This is a genomic window from Myroides sp. 1354 (assembly GCF_030324495.1).
Classification (GTDB): Bacteria; Bacteroidota; Bacteroidia; order Flavobacteriales; family Flavobacteriaceae; genus Flavobacterium.
The window spans coordinates 187,724-207,980 of sequence record NZ_JACAGN010000001.1; the positions used below are offsets into that span (position 1 = coordinate 187,724).

General features: G+C 37.2%; 14 protein-coding genes. 10 read left to right on the forward strand and 4 right to left on the reverse strand.

Features of this window, described 5'->3' with window-relative positions; genetic code table 11:
• Positions 1 to 2: 2 nt before the first annotated feature.
• Positions 3 to 1,034: a FecCD family ABC transporter permease gene (locus HX004_RS00860; RefSeq protein ID WP_286440424.1), complete on the reverse strand. Its 1,032-nt coding sequence runs from the start codon at positions 1,032 to 1,034 to the stop codon at positions 3 to 5.
• Positions 1,035 to 1,044: 10 nt separating this feature from the next.
• Complete coding sequence (locus HX004_RS00865) at positions 1,045 to 1,911, reverse strand: heme/hemin ABC transporter substrate-binding protein (RefSeq protein WP_286440425.1); 867 nt, start codon at positions 1,909 to 1,911, stop codon at positions 1,045 to 1,047.
• A gap of 274 nt (positions 1,912 to 2,185) precedes the next feature.
• Between HX004_RS00865 and HX004_RS00870 the strand changes: the two genes are divergently transcribed.
• The 7 genes from HX004_RS00870 (at position 2,186) to HX004_RS00900 (ending at position 8,738) form a co-directional block, all read left to right on the forward strand.
• Complete coding sequence (locus HX004_RS00870; RefSeq protein WP_286440428.1) at positions 2,186 to 2,983, forward strand: M48 family metallopeptidase; 798 nt, start codon at positions 2,186 to 2,188, stop codon at positions 2,981 to 2,983.
• 366 nt (positions 2,984 to 3,349) lie between these two features.
• Positions 3,350 to 4,564 carry an aminotransferase class V-fold PLP-dependent enzyme gene (locus HX004_RS00875; RefSeq protein ID WP_286440430.1) on the forward strand — a complete coding sequence of 405 codons (1,215 nt, stop codon included), beginning with the start codon at positions 3,350 to 3,352 and terminating at the stop codon, positions 4,562 to 4,564.
• A 23-nt stretch (positions 4,565 to 4,587) separates the two neighbouring features.
• On the forward strand, positions 4,588 to 5,004 hold the full coding sequence (locus tag HX004_RS00880; protein WP_286440431.1) for a SufE family protein: 417 nt from the start codon (positions 4,588 to 4,590) through the stop codon (positions 5,002 to 5,004).
• A 26-nt stretch (positions 5,005 to 5,030) separates the two neighbouring features.
• The gene (locus tag HX004_RS00885) at positions 5,031 to 5,351 is read left to right on the forward strand and encodes an iron-sulfur cluster assembly protein (RefSeq protein ID WP_002988779.1); all 321 of its coding nucleotides are present in this window, start codon (positions 5,031 to 5,033) and stop codon (positions 5,349 to 5,351) included.
• Between the two features lies 1 nt (position 5,352).
• Complete coding sequence (locus HX004_RS00890; RefSeq protein ID WP_286440432.1) at positions 5,353 to 5,868, forward strand: DUF2480 family protein; 516 nt, start codon at positions 5,353 to 5,355, stop codon at positions 5,866 to 5,868.
• A 56-nt stretch (positions 5,869 to 5,924) separates the two neighbouring features.
• Positions 5,925 to 6,770 (forward strand): DUF3078 domain-containing protein, encoded by an 846-nt coding sequence (locus HX004_RS00895; RefSeq protein WP_286440433.1) that lies wholly within the window; start codon positions 5,925 to 5,927, stop codon positions 6,768 to 6,770.
• A 279-nt stretch (positions 6,771 to 7,049) separates the two neighbouring features.
• A complete protein-coding gene (locus tag HX004_RS00900) occupies positions 7,050 to 8,738 on the forward strand; it encodes a T9SS type A sorting domain-containing protein (RefSeq protein WP_286440435.1) in 1,689 nt (562 codons plus the stop codon).
• 42 nt (positions 8,739 to 8,780) lie between these two features.
• On the opposite strand, the gene asnA is transcribed toward HX004_RS00900, so the two are convergent.
• Together asnA and hflX are read right to left on the reverse strand one after the other, a co-directional pair.
• Entirely contained in the window at positions 8,781 to 9,782 is a 1,002-nt protein-coding gene (gene asnA / locus HX004_RS00905) for an aspartate--ammonia ligase (RefSeq protein ID WP_286440437.1), read from the reverse strand.
• 251 nt (positions 9,783 to 10,033) lie between these two features.
• Positions 10,034 to 11,269 (reverse strand): GTPase HflX, encoded by a 1,236-nt coding sequence (gene hflX, locus HX004_RS00910; protein WP_286440439.1) that lies wholly within the window; start codon positions 11,267 to 11,269, stop codon positions 10,034 to 10,036.
• Positions 11,270 to 11,626: 357 nt separating this feature from the next.
• Here hflX and HX004_RS00915 point away from each other — a divergent pair, with 357 nt between their 5' ends.
• From HX004_RS00915 to HX004_RS00925, 3 genes are read left to right on the forward strand one after another with little or no spacing between them, the layout of a single operon-like run.
• Positions 11,627 to 17,038 (forward strand): T9SS type B sorting domain-containing protein, encoded by a 5,412-nt coding sequence (locus tag HX004_RS00915; RefSeq protein ID WP_286440441.1) that lies wholly within the window; start codon positions 11,627 to 11,629, stop codon positions 17,036 to 17,038.
• Positions 17,039 to 17,095: 57 nt separating this feature from the next.
• Positions 17,096 to 18,022, forward strand: a complete 927-nt coding sequence (locus HX004_RS00920; protein WP_286440443.1) for a PorP/SprF family type IX secretion system membrane protein — start codon at positions 17,096 to 17,098, stop codon at positions 18,020 to 18,022.
• Positions 18,023 to 18,040: 18 nt separating this feature from the next.
• Positions 18,041 to 19,954 carry an OmpA family protein gene (locus HX004_RS00925; protein WP_286440445.1) on the forward strand — a complete coding sequence of 638 codons (1,914 nt, stop codon included), beginning with the start codon at positions 18,041 to 18,043 and terminating at the stop codon, positions 19,952 to 19,954.
• Positions 19,955 to 20,257: the final 303 nt, after the last annotated feature.

Sequence of the window (20,257 nt, forward strand, 5' to 3'; positions counted from 1 at the left end):
AATTACAGTGATTTTTTGAATTTAAGTAAAATAGCAATGAAAACCGGAGCTCCCATAATAGCAGTTAAGATTCCGATGGGAACTTCTGTAGGAGGAACTAAAGTTCGACTAACCCCATCCGCAAGTAACAGTAAAATACCGCCTGCGAGAAAGGACAGAGGAAGAATAAAATAGTAATTGGACTTAAAGATTAAACGCAAAATATACGGTACTACTAAGCCGACAAAACCGATGGTTCCTGTAAAAGCAACAATGGTTCCCACCATTAAAGCGGAAAACAAAATAATTCTCTTCTTGATTCGCTCTACAGTTATACCCAAATGGTTGGCATCTCTCTCTCCTAACATCATGGCATTTAATGCTTTGCCTAAGTTAAGTAAATAAATTAATGATACTCCGATAACAACGGCTAAAATGGCTATTTTCGTCCACGTAGCACCAGCTAAACTTCCCAATGTCCAGAAGGTTAAGTTTCTTAACTCTTCATCGTTGGAAACAAAAGTTAGCAATCCTGTAATAGAACCTGATAATGCTGTGATGGCAACCCCTGAGAGCAGGAGGATGCTAATATTGGTTTTGCCGTTTACAGTGGACATTTTATAAACAAAACTCATCGTTAGAATAGCCCCAATAAAGCTCATAATACTCAAAAGCGAATAGTGAAGAAATTCGGGGATAAACGGCTTGATAAAGGCGCCTAAAACGATAGTAATGGAAGCAAAGAGCACAGATCCAGAGGTAATTCCTATTAAATCTGGCGATGCCAAGGGATTTTTGAACATCCCTTGTAACGCTGTACCCGATAATGCCAAACCACCACCTGCTAGTATAGCCATAAGAATACGTGGTAATCGCACATGAGTTATGACATATTGATCGCTGGCATTTACCTTCTCAGGATGAAAAAGCAAATGGATTATGGTATTTAGACTACTATCTTCAAAGTTGTAAACTCCTAAAAAAATAGACACAGCTGCCATACCCAATACTACAATACTCAAGGTGCCTATATAAAAAGAGAGCTTTTTTTGCATGTTGTTTCCCTTATTCTGATAACTGTTGATTCAATTGTGTAACTGCAGCTCCAACTCTAGGAGTGAAACCTGTTAAAAGTAAACCATCCATTGCGATGATTTTTTTGTTTTTTCCTGCATTTGTACGATCTAAACCTTCAATTTTTAAAACGCCATCAACACCACCCATGCTTTGTAATCCTGTGTCGAACATCAAGATGTAATCAGGATTGCTGTTTAATAAAGCTTCTGGAGTAAGCGGTTTGAAATCGTCGAATCCAGTTACTGCATTTTGTCCTCCTGCTAATTCAATGATATTTTGCATTGGCGTTTTGTCTCCAGCTACAAATAAGTTCGCTGCTCCTCTTGCATAGATGAATAGTACTTTAGGCTTGTTCTCCAACGTTTTTAGCTGTGCTGTGTCTTGGTCAATTTTAGCCAATAACCCATCATAGTCTGTTAGGTTTAACGAAGCAGCTATGTCTTTAATTAAGGTTTTTGTCCCTTCAATTGAAAAATCTTGGTCGATGACTACTAATTTAATCTTAGCGTCTTCCAATTGTTTTTTCAAATTGTCGTTTAAATCTTTTTTCGCGATGTAAACAAGTGTGGGTTTCAACGCCATTAAAGCCTCAATATTGATTTTATTTACGTGCTCTAATTGTGTCGCTGTCGTATTCATGTCTGTTGGATAGGTACTGGTAATATCGATTCCCACGATATTTTTTCTTTGACCTAAATCAACTAAAGTTTCTGTAATGGCTCCACTTAGGGATACAATACGCTCGTTTGAAGTTGCTACTTCTGTGTTCGTTGTCTCAACAGCTTTCTCTTCTTTGCTGTTCTTACACGCAACAACGGATAATGCGAGTAGGACTAAAAGGGCAGATCTTTTCATACCGGATTCTTATTTTAATTAAATCTGAATAGAGGCAAAAATAGGATTTTTTAAACTCATACAAAATATATTAAGATTAATTTTAAATAATAGAGTCGTATGGAAATATAGATGAGTTCAATTCTAAGAAATTAGTCGTTAAAGGGTTTAAAATCGAAGAGTTAAAATAAAAAATGAACAAGAACAGCGGTCGCTTTTTTAGGTGGTTTATTCTTGTATGGTGGAATAGCTAATCTTTTATTTGGGTTATCTTTGCTTCATTAAAAGAATAACTATGAAAAAATTTGTATTTACTGCAGCTGTCGTTTGTTTGGGGATAACAACAGCTCAAGCTCAATTGGGTAAATTGAGTGGAAAAAAAATCGATGCTTTAACAACGGTTGCTTCTGCATTTACGGTATCAGATGCTGAGATTAAACAATCGGCACAAGAAGCCGTTAAGTGGATGGATGAGAACAATCAAGTGTGTTCGCTTGATTCTAAGCAAAAAGACATGCGCGAGTATGCTGAGCGTTTAGAACGCATTTTTGGTCCTTATAAAAACTATGATGGATTAAATTTAAATTACAAAGTGTATTATGTAACTGATATCAACGCATTCGCTTGTGCGGATGGGAGTATTCGCGTATTTTCTTCGTTGATGGATATTATGTCAGATGACGAGTTATTAGCCATTATAGGACATGAAATTGGGCATGTGAAGTTAGAACATACATTAAATGCATATAAGCAAATTTTAATCGCTGAAGGTGCTGTTAAGTTTGTTGGTTCTACAAAAGGAACTGCCGCAGATTTGATGAATTCCAATTTAGGAGGAATGGCTGAAAAATTTATGAGCGCTTCTTTTTCGCGTAAACAAGAGACGGATTCAGATGATTATTCCTATAAGTTTTTGGTTGCAAATGGAAAGAATCCACAAGCTTTAGCTGATGGGTTTCAGAAATTTGCAGATATGGAAAAAGAGTATGGCGCAGATAAATCTTTAGGAGCTAAGATGTCTTCAAGTCACCCCGATAGTGAAAAACGCGTGAAACGCGTAGAAGACAAAATTAAAAAAGGAGATAAAAAGTAATTTTTATTAAATAGAACTCATCTTGACTTTTTTGCTTGAAGAGATAGTCAAGATGAGTTCATAGATAAAAGGGTAGTTTTAATTGAAACTGCCCTTTTTTCGTTTGATCCATCGTATGAAGTTTTCATCTCATCCCATCGAAAAGTCAAAATAAAGTTAAATCTAAAATCTTTAGGTCTTGTATTTAAGACATTTAGTCGTAGAGTTTTTATATTTCACCTTTTAGAAGTAAAAGGTATAAGGTGTTTTAGCAAATTAAACAGCTAATTTTTAAAAAATAACGCAATGTATTGCGAATAGATTGTTTTCTGCAAACCAATGGGATTCACTATCTTTGTCTATAATTTTGACTAAAAAAGACAGATTATGTTAGATATAAAAGCAGTTAGAGAAGATTTTCCGATCCTGAAGCAACAGGTAAACGGAAAACCCTTAGTATATTTTGATAATGCTGCTACAGCTCAAAAACCCAAAGTGGTAGAAGAAGCGATCAAAACATATTACGATACAATTAATGCAAATATTCATCGAGGTGTTCATACGTTGAGTCAATTGGCAACAGATGCATATGAAGAATCAAGAAAAAAAGTACAGAAGCACCTCAATGCAAAAGAAGATAAAGAGATCATCTTTACCCCGGGAACTACGTTTGGAATCAATTTAGTGGCCAGTGGTTTTGGTGCTTTGTTGCAACCTGGAGATGAAGTGGTGATTTCCGCTTTAGAACACCACTCGAATATTGTGCCTTGGCAATTTGCCTGTGAACGTTCAGGAGCTACGTTAAAAGTAATTCCCATGAACCAAAAAGGCGAGTTGATCATGGAGGCTTACGAGGCTTTGTTGTCTACAAATACAAAAGTAGTGGCAGTCTCTCATATTTCTAATGCCCTTGGAACGATTAATCCAATTAAAGACATCATCGCTAAGGCGCATGCAGTTGGTGCAGCGGTGTTGATTGATGGTGCACAAGCTACACCCCATATTAAACCAGATGTACAGGATTTAGACTGTGATTTTTACGTATTTTCAGGACATAAAGTATGTGGACCTACGGGTACAGGAGTATTATATGGAAAAGAGGCTTGGTTGAATAAACTTCCTCCATATCAAGGAGGGGGTGAGATGATTAAGACCGTGACCTTTGAAAAGACCACCTATGCTTGCTTACCTCATAAATTTGAGGCAGGTACGCCAAATATCGCTGGGGGAATTGTTTTAGGTTATGCGTTGGATTATTTAAATCAATTGGGATTTGACAATATCCAAGCCTATGAACACGAACTTTTGATGTATGGCACAAAGCGCTTATTGGAAATTGAAGGTTTGCGTATTGTGGGAACAGCAGCGAATAAAACATCCGTGATTTCCTTTAATATTGAAGGATTACATCCGTATGACATTGGTGTAATTGTCGATAAATTGGGGGTTGCTGTTCGTACAGGACATCACTGTACACAGCCTATTATGGATTTCTTTGGAATTCCTGGTACAATTAGAGCATCCTTTAGTTTTTACAATACCAAAGAAGAAATTGACATTTTAGTGGAGGCGGTGCGCAAAGCGCAACAAATGCTTTCCTAATTCAACATAGAAATTACGAGAATATGACTATAAGAGAAGCACAAGAAGAAATCATGGATGAATTCTCCATGTTTGAAGATTGGATGCAACGTTATGAATACATCATCGAACTAGGAAAAACACTTCCAATCATTGATGCCAAGTATCAAGTTGAAGAAAACTTGATTAAAGGTTGCCAATCTCAAGTGTGGCTACACGCTGAAAATAAAGACGGAAAAGTTGTATTTACTGCGAATAGCGATGCTATTTTAACAAAGGGAATCATTGCCATTTTAATTCGTGTTTTTTCTAATCAAAAACCAGCAGATATCGTAGAAGCAGATTTGTCTTTTATCGATGAAATTGGTTTGAAAGAACATTTATCACCAACACGTGCTAATGGTTTAGTTTCAATGATTAAACAAATTCGCATGTATGCTTTGGCTTTTCAAGCCCAATAATTTTAATTCAAAGAAAGAGTTTTAGTATGGAAGAAATAGACGTACAACAATTAGGAGAGAATATCGTAAGAATATTAAAAACAATTTACGATCCAGAAATTCCGGTAGATATTTATGAATTAGGGTTGATTTACGACGTATTTGTCAATGAAACCCATGATGTTAAAATATTGATGACCCTTACGTCACCAAACTGTCCTGTGGCAGAAACATTGCCTATGGAGGTAGAGGAGAAGGTAAAATCGATTGATAACGTTAATAACGTTGAAATTGAACTAACATTTGAACCTGCTTGGTCTAAGGATTTAATGAGTGAAGAAGCACAATTAGAGTTGGGACTACTGTAATATGGAAGGAGAAATTGTAAATAAAGTAGCCAATAGCGCGTTGAAAATCTTTGATTTGGAGGATATGTATCCAACAAACCCAAGGATGGAAGTAGACATTGCACAATGGCTATACGAAGGCTTTGTCTTGCGTGAAAAAGACTTTAGAGCGGCTTTAAAAGAAATTGATTGGAGCAGTTATCAAGACGCTTATGTCGGATTGTATTGCTCTACTGATGCAATTTTACCGGGTTGGGCCTATATGCTTTTAACGAGTTATTTACAACCTGTGGCAAAACGCGTATTTCTGGGTGATAAAAACCATTTGGAAAAGTCAATTTACCAAGAGCTATTATTTGCTATAGATTACAGTGAGTACCAGGATTTACCTGTGATTATCAAAGGTTGCTCGAAGAAGGCTATCCCAGAGGAGGCCTATGTTTTAGCGACTCAATTGATGATGAATACCGCGCGTTCGGTAATGTTTGGTGAAGCTTGTTCAGCTGTTCCTGTTTACAAACGTTTAGCAAAAAAGTGATTTTTTTTTGTGTTTTCCGTGCATTATTGTTATTTTCGTGTTAAAATAACAGAATTATGAAAAAATTTTTGCTTAGCATTGCTGCTGTGTTTATGTTGTATTCCGCACAAGCTCAGGAAGCTGAAGGTACTGAAGTGCAAAAAAATTGGACTTCAAAAGGGAATTTTGCACTTATTGCAAATCAATCTAGTTTTTCAAATTGGCAAGCAGGTGGGGACAATAACCTTGCTGGAAATGTAAACTTGAATTACGATTTGAACTACAAAAAAGAAGGCTGGACTTGGGACAACAAATTTCAAGTTAGTTATGGTCTAACAAAGTTGAAAGGGGAAAAAGAAAAGAAAACGGATGACCGTTTGGAAATCACCTCTTTACTTGGTAAGCAAATGACAGAAAAATGGTACTATTCATTATTCATGAACTTTAAGACACAGATGGATTCTGGTTGGGATAAAGACGGGAATAAGAATACGCACTTTATGTCACCTGCTTATTTGCAAATAGGACCTGGTTTATTGTGGAAACACGATGACAACCTAAAAGTAAACATTGCGCCAGCAACCTCTCGTTTTATCATGGTTCACAAGCATTTTACTGAATTTGGAGATGCTTTTGGGGTAGAAAAAGGTAAAACAATGGAGTACCAACTGGGGATGGCAGTTAATGGATACTACAAATTTAATCCAATGGAAAATGTTTCTATTGAGAATATCTTAAACCTGTATTCTAACTATTTAGAAAAACCAGAAAACGTGGTATTAGATTATCAATTGAATGTTGTTTTGAAAGTAAACAAGTATTTATCTACAAATGTGACTTTCCAAGCAATTTACGATGATAAAGCATACCAAGGATTCCAATTACGCGAAATGGTTGGTTTAGGAGTAAACTATACGTTTTAATTGTAGATTTTACAAGAATAGAAAAAGGGCTGTCTCTTCGAGATAGCCCTTTTTTAGTTTCAAAATGTTTTTTTATCAAACATAAAGGGATAAAATCTAAAGCCTCTATCTCGCATTTTTCACCTAGAGTAGGCATATTGCCATTCGTTTCTATCAAATTGATTTTTTATTAATTTTATGAAAAAAATGTAAAGTTTAAAATTATAAAAAATACAAGTATTTGTTTTTTGAGTTTTTTTACATAAATTCACTTGAGTTTTTAACTAAAAATAACTAATTATGAGAAAAATATTGTTACTTTTATTTTTGTTGCTCTGCTCCAGTGGAAGTTATGCGCAGATGATTAACGATTTTGAACAAGGTTTTACCTCTATTCCGCTGAACTCTGCGGTATATCGAAATCAAAATAACATTGCATTTAATGTTGTTGAATGCAATATCGGCGCTACTTTTGGCAGTGTTTTTACTCCACCTAGTCTTTTGAATAACGCCGCAGCAAAAGCGTCTATTATGACTGCAATTAATGAGCCTATTCTGAGCAGTTATGGTATTGCTTATCCTTGTGTTGGACCGAATGGGGGCAAATATTCCCTTCGTTTAAATAATCAAGGAGGAGGACAAGACATTACCTCCTATACCCAAACCTTTAGACCGACGTCCAAATACCTCAGCTTTGATTATTTGGCGGTTTTAAACTCTCCACATATTACACAAGATGATGTACAGCCTTTCTTTACTGTCCGTTTATTGGACGTCAATAATAATATTATATCTTCCGTTCCTTTTTGTGCCAAAGCTTCATTAAACGATTTGATTTTGACCAAAGTCAACAATCATCTTTTTTATACGGAAGATTTTTATTGTCAAACCATTGTAATTCCTGAAGAATACGTAAACAGAAAAGATATCAAAGTTCAGTTTGTGATTGCAGATTGCGGATGGGGTGGAGATGTAGGAGTTGTGTACTTAGATAATATCCGAATGGGGGATCCTTGCAATGAATCTCAATTTGGATTTATAGATTTAAATCCAAATGATAATGTTTGCAACCCAGAAAAAGTGACGATTACAGGAACTTATAATGCTCCTCTTGGTACTACCTACACGAGTTCAAATATAAAGATACTAGATAGTAATGGAAATCCCGTTTTTATTAATCCTTCAAATATTACATTAAATCATTTTAGTGGTGGGACATTTAGTTATTCGATAGCATTTCCTAATTTACTTCCTCGTGGAAGATATGAGGTGAAAGTAGAAGCTGTGTTTACTAATACCATTGGTTATACCTACCTTTTAGAAGCTGAGTCTACTAACGAAGGAGCAGATATTAGCGTTACTGATCCAGGGCCGTTAACTCTTGCTATTGCGCATGATCCATATTGGGGAATGACTCCAGGTGGATCTGGCTTTGTGAGATGGGACGATGCAGGAGGTCCATATACTGTTGAATACGTTTATGATGGATACTGTTGTTTAGGTGCCTATTTTCCATCTTTAGTCACTGGACAGATCTATAGCATTCAAGTTAATGAACCTTATCTATCACATAATGCAGCTCCAATAATTGCGGTTCTTGGAGCTAAATGCATGCGAATTAGAGTAAAAGCATCTTGTACAGAATGGAGTACTTGGTGTTGTATCTCAACTCATAGCTGGAAAGATGGAGGGTATGATCCTAGAGATCCTACAGATCCTTTTAACATCTGCTTAGATGAAATTGATTTAAATAACCTTAGTCCAGAGGAAAATTTTGTTGCATATCCGAACCCCGTAAGCGGTACTATTTCCATTCGAAATACGAATGCTACGCAGTTTACAATTTACGATTTAGGTCAAAGGGTTGTGAAGCAAGTTGAAGTAAAAGTGAAACAAGAAGAGATTAAAATGGACCTATCTGATTTGAAAAAAGGGATGTATATTTTAAAAACAAATCAAGGCGAAGAAATAAAGATATTGAAAGACTAAATAAACAAAAAAAGCGGGCTTGATGAGAGACCGCTTTTTTCATTACAATAAATCGAGGTTTTGCTGTATCGCTTGTTCTCTAACTGTTGTCGGCCATAAACTAACCTGTACTTCTCCTATGTGCTTTTTTCGCAAGAGAAACATACACAAGCGCGATTGACCGATTCCTCCGCCAATACTTAAAGGCACTTGATCCTGTAACACCAATTGATGGTAGAGTAAATTTGTTCGACTTGTGGTGTTTGTCAGTTCCAACTGATGTTGTAGGGTCGTTTTGTCTACGCGTATTCCCATGGAACTCAACTCAACTGCTTGTTCCAATACCGGATGCCAAACGAGTAAATCGCCGTTAAGCCCTTTATATTCATCTTCTGTAGCCGTACTCCAATCATCGTAATCTGAGGCGCGACTATCATGAGGTTGTCCATCGGATAATGGATGACCGACGCCAATAATAAAAACGGCTTTATGCGCTTTGACGATGGCTTGTTCTCTTTCTTTCGGACTTAAGGTCGGGTAGAGCTGCAAGAGTTGTTCTGCCTGAATAAAGGAAATTGCTTCGGGAAGTATGGGGGCAATCTGAAGCTCTTGCCAAACAATCGCTTCCGTTTCCCTTAGTGCTTGGTAGATCTGGCGCACAACGGCTTTCAAATAGCTTAAACAACGGTTGTGTGGTGCTATTCTCAATTCCCAATCCCACTGATCAACATAAATGGAGTGAATGGGGCTATACGCTTCATCGGCACGTATGGCACGCATATCGGTGAGAATTCCCTCATAAAGCGGTAATTCTAGCTCTTGCAAGCGAATTCGCTTCCATTTGGCTAAAGAGTGTACAATTACGGCATTAGAGGATAAGAATTTTACAGGAAAAGAAACTGCTTTTTCAACGCCATTTAAGTCATCATTAATTCCGGTCCCCTCAGCAACGAGCATAGGAGATGAAATAGGATACAAATTTAGTGCTTCGCTTAGTTTTGCAGCAAAGCTTTGTTTAATTAAGGCAATTGATTTCTCGGTCTGTAAAATTTCTTTTTTACGCATAATAGTACCAGTTATAAAGTTATAGAATAAAAAAAGGCCCCTCGAATGAGGAGCCTTGAAACGTTGAATAAATAATATAAATATTAGCCTATTCTCAATCCATAGTAATTCCCCTTCGAAGTGCAGATGCAATTCAAATTTGAAGAGAAATTAGTATTAGTTAAGATTGATATAAGCATAACGAAATGGCGTTTGATTAACGGAAGAATAAAAGTAGTAAATTTTATCTTAGCTGTGTTCTAAAATAAAAGTTAAATTTTATCTTCTTCATTTTCAATTAAATGGTCGAAATCTGGATACAAGAAATTGTTGTAAGGGAATCGAGTGATGTGAATTTGACGAACGGTCTCGTACACTTTTTTTCTAAATTCCTCAAAGTTTTCCTTGTTCGTTGCCGAGATGAAAATAGCGTTTTCTGCTCCTACTTTATTCATCCATGTTTTTTTCCATTCTTCAATTGAATAGTGACGCGAGGTGCGTTCTGTCATTAAATCATCTTCAGCAATCACTTCTGGATGGTAGGCATCAATCTTGTTAAATACCATGATGGTTGGCTTATCATCACTTTTGATGTCTTTGAGAATATCATTGACAGAGGCAATGTGATCTTCAAAATCATGGTGGGAGATATCTACTACATGCAAGAGTAAATCCGCTTCTCTAACCTCATCTAGTGTACTTTTAAACGACTCAACCAATTGGGTTGGAAGCTTGCGAATAAACCCAACCGTATCGGAAAGAAGGAAAGGCAAATTGCCAATGACAATTTTTCGAACGGTAGTATCTAAAGTGGCAAATAATTTATTTTCAACGAAAACTTCGCTTTTTCCGATGGCATTCATTAAGGTTGATTTTCCCACGTTGGTATATCCAACAAGGGCCACGCGAACCATAGCACCACGGTTGCTGCGTTGAGAAGCCATTTGCTTGTCAATGACCTTTAATTTTTCACGCAACAAGGTAATTCTATCGCGAACGATACGTCTATCAGTTTCTATTTCTGTCTCTCCAGGACCACGCATCCCAATACCTCCACGTTGTCTTTCTAAGTGTGTCCACATACCTGATAGACGAGGAAGTAAGTATTGAAACTGAGCGAGTTCTACCTGCGTTCTCGCGTATGAAGTTTGTGCGCGCTGAGCGAAAATGTCTAAAATTAAGTTCGTTCGATCCAAGACTTTGCAGTCGAGCATTCGAGTAATGTTCTTTTGCTGACCTGGTGAAAGTTCATCATCAAATATTACCGTGTGAATATCGTGTTCGACAATATAAGATTTAATCTCCTCCATTTTCCCCGTTCCCAAGAAGGTTTTTGCATTGGGTTGATCTAATTTTTGACTAAAACGCTTGTGTACTTCTCCACCTGCTGTAATAGTTAAAAACTCTAATTCATCCAAGTACTCATTTAACTTCGCTTCATCTTGATCTCTATTGATAATACCTACAATAACAGATCTTTCAAAATTTATTTCTTCTCTTTCAATCATATAACTATTGTCTATGTAGACAAAATTAGTAAAAAAATATGGGTTGATGCTTTTGTCAAGCAATAGTTTGTCGATGAAAGTGGGGAGGAAGCTTTTAAAAAAAGGAGATAGAGCGTTTTTTTTTATAGAGCATTGATCAATCAAAAAAGCGTATAGTGTTAATAAAATAGAGGGTTTTATTTGGTTTTTGTCTTTCTGTTGGTAACGAAAATTAGATTATAATTATAATGAGTTGAGATATTGGGTATTTTTTATTTAAAAAAAGATAATAATATGATTTGTATTAATTTATGTTTTGTTAATATTAATATAAAAAAAATTATATATTTGACAGTAACTAACCTAAAACGAATACACATGAAAAGAATTACAGTGCTTTTCTTCTTCTTGTTGAGTGTATATTTCACTTACGGGCAAGAAGTAACGATTGGCACAGGTACGATTGCTCAAGAGCATCCTCTGTCTAGCTATTTCGGTTTTCAGCGCTCTGCAGCCTTATATACGGCTGCTGAGATTAATCAAACCGGTTTTATTAATAAGCTAGCATGGGATATCGGGAAGATGGGTGATAGTAGACCTGTGAAGATATATTTAAAATTAGTAGAAGCGGATACTTTAGTCGCTGCTAATTGGTCGACATTGACTACTGGAGCAACTTTAGTTTATAATGGAACTTTTAGTCCCAAAAATACAATCGGTTATCGTACCATTAATTTGGATCGAAGTTTTAATTATGCAGACAGAACTAAAAACGTATTGGTTTTAGTAGAAACGAATGCAGGCCGTGCAGGAATTGATGATGCGGAAGGATTAAAAATTAAGGCGTCGACAAGTGTGAAGCAACATTTAACTCTTGGAGTAGATAATATCAATACGCCAGGGAATTTATCTTTTGTTTCGAGTAGACCAAATATCAAGGTGACTTTTGGTCCTGAAATTAGTTGTTACGGCATCCATGCTGTAAAAGATACTGTAAAAGCGAGAAGTATAAGTTTTACGATTACTTCTCAAACAACAACAACTTCGTTTTCTTATGAAATTAGAACACAAGGATTACCTGGTTCGGGAAATACAGGTTTAGTAGCATCTGGAACAATCACAGATATGAGCACAAGTCCATTTGTAGTTAGAGGATTGACTCAGCTTACGGACTATGTCTTATATGTTCGCGCAACTTGTGCGAATAATCAAAACTCATTGTACAGTGAAGGTTTAGAATTTACGACTCCTGAAGATCTTGTTGTACTGCCAGCTGCAGAGGATTTTGAAGGGGAGGAACATTTTTATTACACCAACGATACCAATAATAAATGGTACATCGGAAGTGCAGTAAACAATGGAGGAACAAAGTCTCTATACATTAGTAAAGATGGAGGAAATACAAATACATATAATAATGTAGGTGTACAAGTTTCACATGCATTTATGAATATTCAAATTCCAGAAGGAGCTGAAGATTTAAAAGTTAGTTTTGATTGGCGTTGTTTAGGACAAAGTGGGTTAAAAGATTATCTTAGAGTATGGCTCGTTCCTGCGAGTTTTACGCCAACAGTTAGAGCGCAGATTACACCCAATGCCACAAGAGTGCAGATTGGCAGAGGTCAATATTATGATAATGCTGTTTTCTTAAGAGAAAATGCATCCGTTCATGTTGCTCCATTTGCAGGACAAAAAATGCGTCTTGTTTTTGAATGGAAACAAGATTCAAGCGGCGGAGAAGATCCACCTCCAGCTATTGATAATATAGCGATTAAACCTTATTTCTGTAAGAAAGTTGATCTGAATACGATTCAGGTATCTGATATTACATCTACAGGAGGAAAGATTGCCTGGGCTGCAACCAATGCAGAATCCTATGATTTGTTTATACAAGAAAAACCAGGAATACCTGGAGAGCCTGGGGTTACTACAAATGGTATTCTTCCAGATACAGGTACGATTCGCACAGCGATTAGAACAACCAACACAACACATACGTTTACAGGTCTAAACCCTGGAACACAGTATTTAGTGTGGGTACGTACAAATTGTACAGCTACAAACGCAGGGATTTGGGAAGGACCAAAAATATTGGCTACTGATATGGTACTCGAAGATTTACCGTATAGCGAAGATTTTGAAGGGACGACAAATTTTGAATATAAAAAGAATGATTCAAAAAATAAATGGTTCGTTGGATCAGCCGTGAACAACGGTGGATCGAAGGCGTTGTATATTAGTGAGAATTACGGAGAAACAAATACCTATAACGTTACTGGAGCTCAGGTTTCTCATGTTTATAAGGATTTTAGAATCCCGACAGGTACACAAGAGGTAAAAGTGAATTTTGATTGGCGTTGTGTAGGAGAAGGGACCATTTCAGATTATTTTAGAGTATGGGTAGTACCTCAAAATTACATACCGTCTATAGGAACGCAAATTGCTGTCGGTACAAATAGAATTCGATTAGGCAACGCACAGTTTAATGGAAGAGACACGTTTAAAACGGAAGATATCATTTTTGATGCGACAGCTTATGCGGGTCAAAATATGCGCTTGGTTTTTGAATGGAGACAAGATAACGCCAATGGTAATCAACCACCTGTGGCGATTGATAATCTAAAAGTCACAGCCAAGAATTGTATTGCACCAACAAACTTTAGAGTGGTTGAGACACGTGGGACTTCGGTACAAGTAGCTTGGACTCGCGTTCCAAGACAGAATAAATTTGAAATTTACTATTCAACTCAGGATACTCCTCCAGGAGAAACGGTTACAGGATCGATTATTACGACTCAAAATCCGTATACAATAACAGGATTAACTGCTAGAACAAATTATTTTGTTTGGATTAGAACGGTTTGTGGGGATAATAATAGAAGTTTCTGGGTGCCATTGAAGTTTAATTCGGGGCAAATTCCAGCAGAGATGCCTTATGTTGAAGATTTTGAAGGCGCAATGGAATGGGATTTTATTGAGCCAGTCACTAAAGTTTTAAATGAATGGGTAGTTGGTACAGCGGTAAATAATGGAGGTGCTAGTTCGCTTTATATTACGAATAACGGAGGAGCAACTAATACATATGATATTACTGAGGCTACGGTAGTACATGCTTATCGCGATATTGCGGTGCCAATGGGCACAGCTGAAACCAATATAAGTTTTGATTGGCGTTGTGTAGGAGAAGGTGCAACAACGAGACGCGATTATTTTAAAGTGTGGTTAGTTCCAGGTTCTTTTATGCCAATAGAAGGACAGCAAATTACGGCAGCAACAGATCGTATTCAAGTAGGAGGGATGTTTAATTTACAAGCCAACTTTACTACTTTCTTGATTCAGGATCTTGATTTAATTGCCTTTCAAGGAAGGGTGATGCGCTTGGTTTTTGAATGGAGACAAGATGCAACTGGAGGGGAACAACCACCAGCTGCTATCGACAATATAAAAATTGAAAAAGGCAATTGTCCAAAGGTGAGAAATCTTCAAGCAGAAGCGGTAGAGGATGCATCACCGCAAAGTGCCTTGTTAACTTGGGACGCGTTTGGTACTGAAACACAATGGGAAGTTATTATTTTTGAATTAGAGAACCCTATAGTTCCAAATAATACAACACCAGGAGGAATTATTGTCAATCAAACGAGTTATCTTTTCGTCGATCCAGATCCGACAAATCCAGCTGAGCGTTTCTATAAGTTCTATGTTCGACCACTTTGTACGGGGAATGGAAATGACAAAAAATGGACTGGACCAGGTGTTGTCTCTTTTATTCCACCTCCAGGCTGCACGAAAGTAAAAGCAGAGATTGAGTTTGAGGGGCTTGAAGGACTTGAGCCCAATGAAAAAGGGGAGTATATCATTTGTGAGAAGGGATCGTTTAATTTTAAATTAGAGGCTTCTTACTATGACATTAAGAAAACAAATGAATATAAAGTAGAACCTATTGAATATAAACCACCTTTCCCTTTCAAAGGAGGAGATGCGATTCAAATTAATGCCGATGATATATGGTCAAATGTGATTGATTTGGGATTTGAATTTTGTTTTTATGGCAATCAATATAGAAAGATATTGATTAATACGAATGGAACGATTAGTTTTAGTATTCAAGGTGTGGTGCCAGGGGGAGTTTATGCTCCTGGATCTTTTGCTGCATATGAACCAGTTTCTCCTGTTCCAAGTAATCCAGGTGGAAATCGTGGACCTACTCTAAATTCTATTATGGGGGTATTTCAAGATACAGATCCAAGTACGCCACTTCGTTCTCCTGCAAGTCGCTCAATCAATTACCAAATTATGGGTAAATCCCCTTGTAGAACACTAGTATTTAATGTGTATCAATTGGGAATGTTTGGTTGTGGTTATGATCCAAATGATATTGAAGGTAGTACGCAAACTTCTCAAATCGTGATGTATGAAGGGTCAAATATTATTGAAGTTTATGTAAAAAATAGAAGTGCAGCTTGTGATAGATGGCAAGGAAATGCTATTATTGGACTTCAAAATGCAGATGCGACGAAAGGAATTACGCCTCCAGGACGCAATACAGGTCGTTGGTCTGCTCAAAATGAAGCTTGGCGCTTTACTCCTGATGGAGCTTCGACAGCTGAATTCTTATGGGAGAAAAACGATGAGTTTTTCTCTACAGAGACTACAATTGATGTTGAAGTTAGTGAAACAGTAAAATATACGGCTAAAGCCATCTATCAAATTTGTGGAGAGGAAGAAACGGTGATGACGAAAGAGTTTATTTTCTTAAAAGAAGATTTTGAAATAGGTAAAGTAGCCGATTTAAAAGATTGTACCAGAAAACCAGGGGAAGAAAATATCTTTGATTTGAAAGATACGTATGCTGAAATTTTTGGAAATCTTGATCCGTCGAGATATGATTTAACCTTTTTTGAAACAGAAGAAGATAGAGATGCTGATAAGAATGTTTTAAAGGAGATTATTAAATACAAGGGAGCTAGTAAACCAATCTTTATTAAATTGAAGAATAAACTTACAGGATGTATAGAATATCAATCATTTAAATTGGGAGTAAACGAGCCATTAGAAGTAACTATTTTAAAAGATCAAACGGTATGTGGTTCCTATTTACTGCCTAAATTAGAGAAAGGAGAAGCTTATTATACTAAGCCTTATGGAGAAGGAACAAAATATGAAGGAGGTAGTATATTCAGCGAGCTTGGGGTTCACGATATTTATATTTATAAAGAATCGAAAGGGCTAACAGAAGAGGGAGAAGAGATTGAAGAGGGAGAAGGAAATGGATGTTATGGACAATCGCAATTCGTTTTAGAAATTGTTGAACAGCCCGTTGCGGACCAAATAGCAGATATGGTATTGACCTGTGAGATTTATCAATTACCAGAATTGTCTAAGTATAATAAATACTATACTTTGCCAAATGGAGAAGGAGAAGAGTTACCAGCGGGAATGCCAATCTATGAACCACAGACGATTTATATTTTTGCAACTAATGAAGGTAAAAAAGGAGCTGTTTGTGTGGATCAAAGTAGTTTTACCGTTGAATTTGATGAGTGTCCAATTCCGAAGGGAATTTCACCAAATGGAGATGGTGTCAATGATTCCTTTGATTTGAGTGGTTATGGAGTTTCGAAGATTCAAATTTTTAACCGTAATGGTGTGGAGGTTTACTCGAAAGGTATGTATCAAAAAGAATGGGCTGGTCAAGATAAATCGGGTAATAAATTACCATCAGGAACGTATTATTACATCATCATTTCTAATGGAGCACAACGCACAGGTTGGGTACAACTTAATTATTAATACAAACAAACAACTGTGTGATTTTACACACAGTTGTTTCTAAAAAAATAATCGTATATGAAAAGAATATATTTAGCATTAGGAGTACTGAGTTTACTTAGCGGCCTTGACGTTCAAGCCCAACAGAACCCTCAATACACCCAGTATATGTACAACATGAGTGTTGTGAATCCCGCTTATGCAGGATCTAAAGATGCGGTGTCTATGGGAGCTTTGTACCGCAAACAATGGGCGGGATTTGATGGAGCACCAGAAACAGGAACTTTTTTCATCAACAGTCGAGTTGGTAAAAAAGTGGGTGTTGGGTTGTCTTTTATCAATGACCGCATCGGACCGGTTACAGAGAATAACATCTATGGAGATTTTTCTTATACTTTAGAGTTGGGAGGAGCACACAAATTGGCTTTGGGGATAAAAGCAGGCGCAACGTTCCATAGTGCTGATTTATTTTCAGAAGTTGGAAATGGTTATACGATCGATCCGAATGACCCTGCTTTTGGCGAGGACAGCAAATCGACGTTATTCAATGCGGGTATTGGAGCCTACTACTATACAGATAAGTATTTTATCGGTTTAGGAGTACCAAACCTAATCAAAGAATACTATTTGAACTACGATGGGAAGAACTTTGGTCAACGCGAGATTCACATGTACTTGAATGGAGGATATGTATTTGATTTAGATCAGGACTGGAAATTAAAACCTTCTACGATGATTAAATACGCGATGAATTCACCAGTTTCTTTTGATTTGAATGTGAACGTGATGTATTTGAACAAGATTGAGGCAGGAGTTAGCTACCGTTTAGAAGATGCAGTAGGTGGTATGATCAACTACCGCGTTACACCCCAACTACGCGTTGGATATGCTTATGATTACATCACTTCGGACATCAACAAAGTAGCCAAAGGTTCTCACGAGTTTATGGTATTATACGACATTTTCTTGTCTAAGAAAGTTTCTAGTTCCTCACGTTATTTCTAATCGAATAAAAAGCAAAGAATGAAAATAAGAAAGGTTTATTTAGCGCTGTTATTAAGTGGTTTTTTGGCGACTCAGAGTATGTTTGCTCAAGAGCCAGTAAAAACCCCTTTAGAGATTGCCAATGAACACTACAACCGCTACGAATTTGTCGATGCGGCTAAAGTGTATCAGAAGTTAATCCGCGGAGCTAAGACAGATAATTATATTTATTTACAATTAGCAGATTGTTATTACAATATCTTTAATACGGTAGAAGCAGCGAAGTACTATGGGAAAGCATTGGAGAAAGATCCGAGTTTAGATTCTGAGTTGTACTATCGCTATGCTCAGATGTTAAAGGCGAGTGGACGTTATGAGTCTTCCAATGCAGCGATGCGCAAATTTGCGGAGCTGAATCCGGAGGATCAACGCGCCATTTCTTTTATGCGCGAGCCGGATTATATTCCTCGCTTACGCGCTCAAGAGGAGTTGTTTACTTTTGAAGAGTCAGGGATCAATGACCGTCAAGGGAATGACTTTGGAGCGTTTTTAACAGTAGGAGATACGCTTTATTTTGCCTCTACGCGTAAAGGGAATAAATCAAAGAACAAATACGGATGGGACAACCAAGGTTACTTGGATATGTTTCAGGCGAAATACAAAAATGCAGAGGATCCTTTGTATGATGTAGAACCCGTATCGGAGTTGAACTCGAAGTATCACGATGGACCAGCGACTGTTACAGGTGATGGTCAGACGATGTACTTTGCTACGGAGAGTTTCCGCGCAGGGAAATACACGAAGAACAAAGCGAAGCTCGTAAAGTTAGGTAAGGTAAGTGTCTTCCGTGCAACGAAGAAAAAAGGGAAATGGACGGATTTTGAACCTGTACCTTTTAACGGCAGCGATTACTCGGTGAGTAACCCAAGTGTTAGCAAAGATGGTCGTGTGTTGTACTTTTCATCTGATATGCCAGGTACAATGGGAAGCACGGATATCTGGAAAGTAGACATCGATGAAGAAGGTAACTACGGTACTCCAGTGAATATGGGAAGTCAAATCAATACCGAAGGGAGAGAATCATTTCCATTTATCTCAGAGGAAGGGAAGTTGTATTTCGCTTCAGATTCCCGCAAGGGCTTTGGAGGATTGGATGTTTATGTGGTCGACTTGGCTATTCCCCAAGCAGAGCCTAAGAATTTAGGATCTCCGATTAATACGGCTAAAGACGATTTTGCTTTTTCATTTTATCCTGGGAAAGACATTGGATTTTTCTCTACGAACCGCATCGGACGCGATGATATTTACAAAGCGAAACCGGTTTGTAATACCGAGATGTACGTGACGGTAACACACAAAGACACCGGCAAGATCTTGACAGGCGCACGTGTAGATATTTACGACGATCGCAAGAACTTGGTCGAGACGAAGTTTACGGATCACCGCGGAATTGTGGAATACGTTGTGGATTGTGGGAAATTTTACCACTTACAAGTTGACATGGATGACTTTGAAGGCAAGTCAATAGAAGTTCCTTTGAACCGCAAAGGCGGTCGTCAATTAGTTAATGTTGGTTTAAGACCAATCGAAGTAATCGTAACGAAAGACGAGATTATCTTAGGAGATATTTACTTTGAATTTGACCGCTTCAACATCACGCAACAAGGGGCCTTGGAGTTGGATAAGTTGGTGAAAGTGATGAAGCGCAACCCACAGATGCGCATCAAAGTTGGTTCACATACGGATAACCGCGGAAGTGCAACCTACAACCAGAAGTTATCGGAGAATCGCGCAAAAACAACGGTACAATACGTATTGTCCAAAGGCATTGAGGCGTATCGTTTAGAATCTCAAGGTTATGGACCAAGTATGCCGAAGATTGATTGTAAAGCAAACTGTACAGAAGAAGAGCACGCCATCAACAGACGCAGTGAGTTTGTTATCTTGAAATAATAGAAGTTTTAAGTATTAAGTTAGTATATTTTAAGAAGTCCTTACCATTTTACATGGTAGGGGCTTTTTTTATTTGAATAAGAGAGTAGGGAAAAATGTTAAATGATTGAAATTCTGAGAACTTGTTTGAATTTGTGAAAAAAACTATATTTTAATTATTTTAGGGCTTATGTTTTATGATGATAGTTTTTTAACTTAAAAAAAAGAATATTGTGTCTCGTTTTATTTATTAATACGCTTGATTGCTAATAAAAATCCTTTATTGGTAAGGGTTTGAGGAGTCTGGAAAATCTTGTTTTGTTA